Source organism: Hominimerdicola alba, from assembly GCF_900109655.1.
Lineage (GTDB): Bacteria > Bacillota > Clostridia > Oscillospirales > Ruminococcaceae > Hominimerdicola > Hominimerdicola alba_B.
In genome coordinates this window covers 42,682-51,081 of sequence record NZ_FOAT01000020.1, presented here as the reverse complement: position 1 = coordinate 51,081, position 8,400 = coordinate 42,682, and the positions used below count along the sequence as shown (strand labels likewise).

Here is an 8,400-nt window from a genome sequence, read left to right as displayed (position 1 = left end):
CTCTTCTATTATACACTACTTCAGAGGTTTACACAAATTTTAGGATAGACTCACGATTATTCCATAAACAGTGAGCTGTTCTCTACATTATGAATCTAAACTACCATATAATTCTACTGTGCGTTTGTTTTTATACTGTTTAAACAATGTCCTTTGATATGTTCTAAATGTCAATTGCTTACATGCATCAAAATTGTAATATCCCCAGTAGAAAAAGAGATTAAGATGGTTAGTGCTAATAAAATCGTATATCAATTTGCCAGATTTCGTTTCAACATCATTACCTAAATGAGGAATTAAATTCACTTTTTCTTTCAATTTTATTTTCAATGATGTTGAAATATACGGACAATTAACAAAAATGAGAACATACCAAAATTCCTTTTGTAATAGCGTTTCATCGGCAACCATCTGCATAATATTATTACTAATAACCTCTTCCAACTTATTTAAAACTTCACCATTATACTTTAGATTGTACCTGCTATATATAAGATAATTCGCCCATAATATAGGATTGTTTTCTTGGATTATCCTATTATAAATTACATCCTCACTGTTTTTTAAAAGAGAAATATTATATTCATTGAAGAATATAAACCAATTGCAAATATCATTAAGATTTGCTTTTTCAAAAATGAAAGCATACCTTCTAATGAGATTAACCAATTTATTGTGATTATTTTCATCATCTTTAAACTTTAATTCATCATCAAAATATACTATCATTGATATAATCTTTTGAGAATGCTCAAAACATGGACAAAAAGAGTATACGAAAAAAGCTAACTCGAGTAAAATATATGCTCGTCCAGTTTTATTAGTATCAAATAATTTATAACCATCTTTTTTGTTACTAATATTATTAAGTAATGTACTCAAAATAAAAGAAACAATATAACGTCTGTCATTGGGATAATCAACCATCAGAATTGCGAATTCATCTTTTAATCGTTCTAATGAGATGTAGCCGTTTTTTACTAAATAATCACATTCATCATTATCACGTAAATCTTTTTTGTTATGAAAAAGCGCTGCAATTTTATCAGCTAATATTCGTGTTTTTTCTATCCATTTGTTTAACAACACGGGTGTTTCAGTTGTAAAATACTTAAGTTCGTTTAAGCGTAACAAGTACTTTTGAGCGTTTTTCTCGATAGTTTTCACAATACGATCTATATCATTTGAATTGTTTGCAAAAATATAAATATCATCTACATACCTGAAAACGCGATAATCTTTTTTCATAATTAAACCTTCTAATTGAAGATCTTCAAAGACCCCTTTATCAATACTCTGTAGCAGTATTTCAGCAATCATTCTTGAAAACTCAGGACCTACGATTAATCCGTTAGAAGACCTTCCGTTAATGTTTTGTAGAATTCTATCAATAACAATTAACATGTTGCTGTTTTTTGCATCCTTTGAATCAACGGTGTTCCTTTCGATTATCCATTTATATGTATGAGTATAAATGCTGTCAAAGCATGCTTTATAGTCTACTTTTGCAAAGTATCTGTATTTAAAATTACATTGCTGCCACAGTCTTGAGTTTGTAAAAGACGAAACAGAATTGAATTTATGTATCTTAAAATACGCTCCAGTCTGTTGTATAATACTTTTATTCACTTTTCGTGATGTCTTAGAAAAGTATTCTGTTAATTTTTGACTTTTGCACCGATAATATAAATCATTATTCTTTCTGTGATATCGTAAAGAAAACCGATTATTGTTCTCTAAATAATCAAGAATTTCTTTTTGATAACATTCAATAAAAAAATAGATATTCAAAGCAGAACTCGGCTGAACTATATTTATTTCTCTTGCTCCGTTAACGCCTTTTAAAATATTGTATTTTAAGGGAGTTGAAGCCCATATTCCTCCATTAAACATATAAACATTCCTGGCCTTTAACTTTAGTAATTCTTCAAGAATACCATTCAATTCTTTATGATGCTCTGAAAGGTATTCATAGAACTTTCCAAATGAGAACAATTCCGAAGTTTCAACAGGCATAATGTCAGTTAAAATATAATCTATTTTGTTACGTTCAATATTATTTTTCGAACCCATTGCTTTTTCCTCTCTTTTATGATATAATATTTATGTCAGTATAGTACTTATCTGACAGCAGCTATATTACATAACTGCACACATCAGCGGTATGATCAGTACGGCTTTAGCTATGATCATACTTAGGAGCTATATATATTTTTAGCACCGGTCAAGTGGTATTGAGGCAACTCGATACCACTTTGATTTTTAATGTCCAACATTAACCTTAATCAAATATTCTCCAACTAAGTCTTCATATTTTTTATTTGACGTCTCTATTCCTATTTGCTTGCATAGTTTTTCTAATCCACTTTGATTAATGCCAATAGGTTCAACAAAAAGAAGGGTTCGATTGTTCTCTAAATTATTCATCAAACTGTATATTGATTCATCTTCTTTTCCTTTTAAAAAATAAGGTAATTTACCTCTAAATTCTCTTCTACAATAATTAAGAATTGATTTTTTTAAAAAAGTGGTTGTTTCTTTAGTAAGTGAATCCGTTCTATATCTTAATTCAGTATAATTTGATATAAACCCCTTCGATTTCCAAATCATAGAATTATTTCTTTGAACTTGATAAACCGTTCTGTGGGTAAATGCTTTTAGCCTATGTCTTAATAATTCAACGTCTTTGTCTTTTATATAATCATCTATAATCTTTTTTATTCTATTTGTGTATTTATCTATCTTTTGCTGTGTTATTCCATACTTAAAGACTATTTCAAAACGTAGCCCCATTTTCTTCTTATAAAGCCATGATATTATTCTAAATTCATATCCCAAAAAATCAAATTCTTTTTCATCAAGTTTTTTTCTGCTTGCCCCATTTAGTGTGATACTGCCTATATTCGATTTCATGTCGCGAATAGAAATGTATTTTGACTTAGATTCATTTATTCTTGTCTTGCAACGTTTGATTACATTTATACCTTTATCATCAAACACTTCATTAATAGTTTCATTTATAATAGAGAGACATTTCGCTTCGTCTATTCGTGTATTAAAAATAAGAATTCCGTCATCAATGTAACGACGATAAAAAATAAGACCATAGTGCTTAAATTTTTGTGTTAAAATTTCATCAAAGTGTTTAGCAATTATCTCACAAATTATATTTGAAGTATTTAATCCAGCATATGCATATTTTGTTTCTTTAACAAATTTTTCCAATAAATCAAGTTGATCCCTTTCCAGCGAAGAAGCTAATATAAATTTTTTAAATACATATTCACTTGAAACTGTATTAAAAAAGTCTTTGAAGTCAAATCTATAAATTGAAAAATCATTCATCTTCGACAATGCACTAATCATATCAAATAATGAATGCATATATTCATTACGGTTAGGGTATTTTATATGAAATTTTCTATCTAAAACTCTTTTCAAATATATACATAAAACTTCCTCAGTTGAAAAATCTTTATATTTTTTTATATGGCGCACTTTATCCATTTGCTTTAATGATATATTCTCAAATTCTGAAAAATTAAAATTATAATTTTTATAATCATTTTTAATCCTATCAATAATGGATGCAAGAGCAAATTCGTTTTTCCGATCTTTAAAAAGAAGAGAAGCATTTCGATATTTGACTATTTTTTCTATTTCCATATTAATATCCATACGTTAACTCTTATACTTCAATTACTTTTGAGTTATAAATACATAGGTATAAACAGTGTTATCATACATTAATGATATCCGTCGTTTGTTTAAGATATAATTATACCATTTATTATATCATAGATTAATCCAAAATTCAATATTTTACATATAATAAGTTAATAACTGTGATACAAAACAGCAAGTACAACATAAACTGCGTTCGATAATTTGCATTAATTAAATCTCTATAAAATATACCTACAGTTTATTTGCTTTTTTCAAAAAGCTATGCTATAATACAGGTGTAGTCAGAACAGGAACGGTTGGAAGCGACCTCTGTAACAAGAATTATTTTGAAAGGAGTTACCTGAAATGAGACAGTTTACTATGGTCTATCTGTATAGCGAACACTATGAAGAAAGTTTCTATCACGAGAGTGAAGAGGCTCTATTTGTGTTGCATACAGATAAACGTAGTGGATAGTCATTTCGGAGAACACTTTCTTTGTGTTGTGATCCATACAAATGATAAACACCGTCTGTATGTAAGCAGGCGGTGTTTTTGTTTTATCATAATACAGAGAAAGGAGTTGCTCACGATGCCGATAATCGACGTAAAGGCAACAGGTAATAATATAAAGAATATCATCAAATCCAAAGGTTTCAAAATATCCGATGTACAGGCTCGCTGCGGTTTCAATACTCCGCAGGCAATATTTAAGTGGATGCGTGGGGACGCTGTTCCTACCATCGACAACCTGATAATACTTGCGGATATGTTTGATATTCCGATAGATAAAATAATAATCGTCACTCGAATATGAGTGGCGATATATGGGTAAGTGCGCCGAATTGGTGAAGGCAGCGGACTGTAAATCCGTGACATAGAAACGCTGTAGGTTCGAGTCCTACCTTACCCACCAATATAATATGGCGGATTCGTCTAACAGGTCAGGACAAGAGGCTTTCAATCTCTAAATAGCGGGTTCGATCCCCCTATCCGTCACCAGGTAGTAGTCGTCTAATGGAAGGACATCAGATTGTGGCTCTGATAATAAGAGTTCGATTCTCTTCGATTACCCCAAATGGGCAAGTATGCATAGTGGCGATTGCAGCGGATGCGCTGTGAGCATAGCGAGAAAGTCCCCTTCTGTTGATTATGCACGGGGTATAATGCTTCGAAAAATATTGACAATCATTCCGGTCTGCTGTATAATTATTACAGAATGAAAGCGCGACATAAAAGCAAGCGGTTTACTCTGATTCTGATCTTATTTTACAAAGCAGTATGTTTTATCATCTATCAGGAAAGCAATGATTTTTGTTTCCGATGGGGGAGGCGTTATCAAAATTGATTTGCTTGAAATCAATTTGATCATCGAACATATCACAGATAAAAATCATATCTAGATGTTTATGAAAAAACTCCTTCCATAAGTATTGCACACTTGCAGGCCGTTTTGTTAAATGCAAATTTTGTTTTTTCAAAAAGTTTGTAGGAATAAAAAATTTTGTGTGGCAAGAGTGTACGGCACTCTGTAAATTTTGTATGGGTGAGAATGCATCGAAAAATATGTAAGGTCTATAAGCAATTTGCTTATGGCGGATGAGAATAATAATCCTGCTGACAGAGTTTATTGTTTCCGTATTGACAAACATTTCGTCTGCGTTGGATATAGATAAATATATGTGCTGAGGAAAAATTATTTCTGGCAAATAATTTTTGTTTTCATATATACATAGGATTGAAGTAAAAATGTTAAGGCAAATCGAGAAATTATTTTTAATTTCTGCGATTTGCCTATTTTTATTGGATGGATTTTATTTATAATGTCTATGTTATTAAATACAGATCATTTGCTGCGAATTGTTTTGTATGTATAATTCTACACGACTATTTTTGTTTAGTTTTAAATGCCGTAAATGGCTTTAGTCCAAAAAAAGTTACCACAAAATATAAATTGTATGATATAATATTCTAAATACAAAAAAACTGGAGGTGCTGATATGGATTTTAATAACAATGGATGAGATGATCTCCTGGAGTTTGAAATGTTTAATGATGACAGCGATGATTATGCATTCAAACGCAGAGACCCTCCGCAGGAAGATAACATTCCCATTTGAAAAAAATTATTGGGCATTGTATTGCTTATATTTTTGTTGTGTTTGATTTTTTAGCGGTTACGAATTGACAATCGCTGTTAACTTGAGTATCATTATTATCAAGGCAAGTGCACGAGCCAAATTTGCGATAAAGATAATTTTGTTTGTGCACTCTCTTGCAATTTTAACTTAAATATGCTATACTAATAGGTGAATATGTTACATTGTTTTAATCGGCACAAAATGAATGGCAAACGATATGCAAGTTTAAATCATTCCATTTGGAAACAGTGTTTTATGCATTATTTGAGCGAAAATGGATGCTTGATGAAAAATAAGACTAGGAGGCAAGAAGTATGCAGAATTCAGATTATATCACAACAGAAGTCGAAAAAATATTCTCAATGCTCGATGCAGAAGAACTACCGGAAACGCACAGTTTTCTTGCAGGCATAATGGACGATGAGGGCTTTGCAACCGCTGAACCTTATGATATAGCATCGACGTTGGTTGAGTGCGATAAGCCTCATGAATTTCCCGATGTACTTATGGAGTTTATCACAGATATGTTTGAAACTGCAATTGAAGACGGAAACTGCGATGCAATGAATGACCTCGGAGCACAGTATTATAACGGCAGCAGATGCTTTGAGCAGAGTTTTGAAAAGGCGCTATATTATTACAATATGGCTGCTGAAAACGGCAGTAGGCAGGCGCAGGAGAATCTAGGATACTGTTATTACTACGGCAGAAATATGGACAAGCCCGACTACGAAAAGGCATTCAATTATTTTGCTCTCGGAGCTTTTGACGGTCATCTGATCTCGCTGTACAAGATAGGTGATATGTATCTCAACGGGTATTATGTCAAGAAAAACGAGAAGGAAGCCTTTCTGATCTATATGCGCTGTCTTGATACTATGACGGATGATGCAGCAAAAATTTTTGCTGGTCCCGTGTATCTTCGACTGGGAAAGATGTTCCTGAATGGTATCGGTGTGGAGCAAAATTATAAAAATGCACTTATATGCTATCAGAAAGCTGAATCGTTTTTATATGATATGGTCGCTGATGGGGATACTATGTATAAAAAGAGCCTTGAAGGTACGATAAAGGGGCAGGCGCAGGCAAGAGAAAAACTGCTTGCTGAATTGCCTGATGATGAATGGAATTTTGATTAGGTAAAAGTAATGAAATATGTTTACATCTACCGCCTGACCTCCGATTCAGGTCTAGCGCCCTGCATAGATAAAGGTCTACTCTCCCTTGCCTGTTGCAAGGGCGGACAGATAAGAAACGGTAAGCCTATACATACCGGACTACGCTACCGTGTCGGCAGCTGCCGTGACAGTGCAGACTACAAGACCGATGAGGTGTATCTGCTTGGTACACATAAGAGCAATTTTCTTTACCTTGCAAAGATAACAAATATCATTACAATGACCGAGTATTACAGCGCCATTTCTAAGGGCAGGACGGACGATATTTACAGCTTGTCGAACGGTAAACTCATAAGAAATCATAATCTCTGGAACGAGGGAGTTCATGTTGACGAGAAACAGAATATCCGTGATATTGCAGGTAAGTATGTTCTGCTGTCCGATGATTTCATATATCTTGGTAGGGATGCTGTATACAATGAGCTTGTGGATAGATACGGTGCAAGATTTCGCGAGACGAAGTTTTGCACAGGAGATATAGCAGAACAGATAGTAGCGGAGTGTCAAAAATATCGTGACGGCAAAAAGCATACTCCGACTAAACCGGTTAAGAATAGGTGTGGTGGCTGCAAATGAAAATAATCTTATCAAGAAAAGGCTTTGATTCGTCAAACGGCGGCTGTGCAAGTCCAATAATGCCGGATGGCACACTTTTGTCCATGCCTATCCCGTCAAATGATACGGACTGTTTTTCCGACTTGCGGTGGAATGATACTACATATTCAAAGATATTATCAGACTTGCACCCAAATAAATCGTATGATGGGTGTCATATTGACCCCGATATTAGAGAAAATAACCGTGTCACTCCGATAGAAAATTGGTCTCCCGCTTTCGGACAGATAGGTGCAGCACAGGGAGTGCTGAAAAATGCAGGAGTTGAAGTCGGTGATGTTTTCCTTTTCTTTGGCTGGTTTCGTCAAGTTGAGAGTACAGATAAAGGTTATCGCTATGTCAGAAGAAAAGGTGATGATTTCTATGCACACGCTGATATGAATATCATATACGGTTACATGCAAGTGGGGAAAATACTCACCGCTCCCGATGAGATAGCCAAATATAACTGGCACCCGCATTCGTCTGGACACAGACTTGCAACCACGTCTAATGCACTGTATCTGCCTACGAAAACACTTTCTTTTGATTGTAACATGAAAGGATACGGCACGCTGGATTTCCGAAAAGACCGCGTTCTGACAATGGAAGGCAAGGGTAGAGCTACATGGAACGAGTATGATTTCCTTATGCCTGAACATGTCTATGGAAACAAGAAGAATTCTGCAAAAGGTGAGGGACTGTATTACTGCGGTATCTGGCAGGAGCTTGTTGTGTTTGAGTCAGATGGTCTGTTGGAATGGGTGAGAGGGATACTGAAATGATTATATGTCGCATTTCGATTATCTCTGGAAGGTGAA

Annotated in this window: 6 protein-coding genes and 3 tRNA genes; 7 read left to right on the top strand and 2 right to left on the bottom strand. The window is 33.9% G+C overall.

Going from position 1 to position 8,400, the window contains the following annotated elements:
- Window positions 1–87: 87 nt before the first annotated feature.
- Complete coding sequence (locus BMY75_RS15600) at window positions 88–2,073, bottom strand: RNA-directed DNA polymerase (RefSeq protein ID WP_074835685.1); 1,986 nt, start codon at window positions 2,071–2,073, stop codon at window positions 88–90.
- A gap of 189 nt (window positions 2,074–2,262) precedes the next feature.
- Window positions 2,263–3,678, bottom strand: coding sequence for a reverse transcriptase domain-containing protein (locus BMY75_RS15595; RefSeq protein ID WP_074835682.1), 1,416 nt, complete (start codon window positions 3,676–3,678; stop codon window positions 2,263–2,265).
- A 580-nt stretch (window positions 3,679–4,258) separates the two neighbouring features.
- Here BMY75_RS15595 and BMY75_RS15590 point away from each other — a divergent pair.
- The 7 genes from BMY75_RS15590 (at window position 4,259) to BMY75_RS15555 (ending at window position 8,364) form a co-directional block, all read left to right on the top strand.
- Window positions 4,259–4,483: a helix-turn-helix domain-containing protein gene (locus BMY75_RS15590; RefSeq protein WP_024860008.1), complete on the top strand. Its 225-nt coding sequence runs from the start codon at window positions 4,259–4,261 to the stop codon at window positions 4,481–4,483.
- 12 nt (window positions 4,484–4,495) lie between these two features.
- Window positions 4,496–4,582, top strand: a tRNA-Tyr gene (locus BMY75_RS15585).
- A 9-nt stretch (window positions 4,583–4,591) separates the two neighbouring features.
- Window positions 4,592–4,668: transfer RNA gene (locus BMY75_RS15580), tRNA-Glu, on the top strand.
- 1 nt (window position 4,669) lies between these two features.
- Window positions 4,670–4,743: transfer RNA gene (locus BMY75_RS15575), tRNA-His, on the top strand.
- 1,378 nt (window positions 4,744–6,121) lie between these two features.
- Window positions 6,122–6,946 carry a tetratricopeptide repeat protein gene (locus BMY75_RS15565; RefSeq protein ID WP_074835676.1) on the top strand — a complete coding sequence of 275 codons (825 nt, stop codon included), beginning with the start codon at window positions 6,122–6,124 and terminating at the stop codon, window positions 6,944–6,946.
- A gap of 9 nt (window positions 6,947–6,955) precedes the next feature.
- Window positions 6,956–7,561, top strand: coding sequence for an Nmad2 family putative nucleotide modification protein (locus tag BMY75_RS15560; protein WP_074835673.1), 606 nt, complete (start codon window positions 6,956–6,958; stop codon window positions 7,559–7,561).
- Entirely contained in the window at window positions 7,558–8,364 is an 807-nt protein-coding gene (locus BMY75_RS15555; RefSeq protein ID WP_074835670.1) for an Nmad3 family putative nucleotide modification protein, read from the top strand. The genes BMY75_RS15560 and BMY75_RS15555 overlap by 4 nt, the downstream gene beginning before the upstream one ends.
- The last annotated feature ends 36 nt before the right edge of the window (window positions 8,365–8,400 follow it).

Coding starts and splice junctions, on each gene's coding strand:
- BMY75_RS15600 (WP_074835685.1), bottom strand. CDS start 2,073: ATGGGTTCGAAAAATAATATTGAACGTAACAAAATAGATTATATTTTA.
- BMY75_RS15595 (WP_074835682.1), bottom strand. CDS start 3,678: ATGGATATTAATATGGAAATAGAAAAAATAGTCAAATATCGAAATGCT.
- BMY75_RS15590 (WP_024860008.1), top strand. CDS start 4,259: ATGCCGATAATCGACGTAAAGGCAACAGGTAATAATATAAAGAATATC.
- BMY75_RS15565 (WP_074835676.1), top strand. CDS start 6,122: ATGCAGAATTCAGATTATATCACAACAGAAGTCGAAAAAATATTCTCA.
- BMY75_RS15560 (WP_074835673.1), top strand. CDS start 6,956: ATGAAATATGTTTACATCTACCGCCTGACCTCCGATTCAGGTCTAGCG.
- BMY75_RS15555 (WP_074835670.1), top strand. CDS start 7,558: ATGAAAATAATCTTATCAAGAAAAGGCTTTGATTCGTCAAACGGCGGC.